Origin of the sequence: Methylobacterium frigidaeris (assembly GCF_022179185.1) — a bacterium.
In the GTDB taxonomy this organism is placed as follows: Bacteria; Pseudomonadota; Alphaproteobacteria; order Rhizobiales; family Beijerinckiaceae; genus Methylobacterium; species Methylobacterium frigidaeris.
This window is the reverse complement of record NZ_BPQJ01000353.1, coordinates 1-237: the sequence shown is the minus strand read 5'-3', so window position 1 is coordinate 237 and position 237 is coordinate 1. Positions and strand designations below refer to the sequence as shown.

The following is a 237-nucleotide window of genomic DNA, read 5'->3' as shown; positions in this document are numbered from 1 at the left end:
GCCTCAGCCGCATCACTACCTACTCGACTACATCATCCGCGAGCACCATGTCATCAACCAGCACGCGCCGCTCACGTCGGAGACGCGCAACATCATCGGGCGCGACGAGTTGACGCGCATGAAGCTCGACCCGATCCTCATCAACACAGCCTGCGGCGGCTTGTGCGACGAGGCGGCCATCGGTGAGGCTCTGGAATCCGGCACGATCGGAGGCGCGGGCTACGACGTGCGGACCAG

The 237-nt window shown here is 64.6% G+C and carries 1 protein-coding gene; it reads left to right on the top strand.

Translation table 11 applies throughout. The features are described from left to right. The coding region (locus MFF64_RS37330; protein ID WP_273557223.1) for an NAD(P)-dependent oxidoreductase at nt 1–237 on the top strand (237 nt) is incomplete at both ends.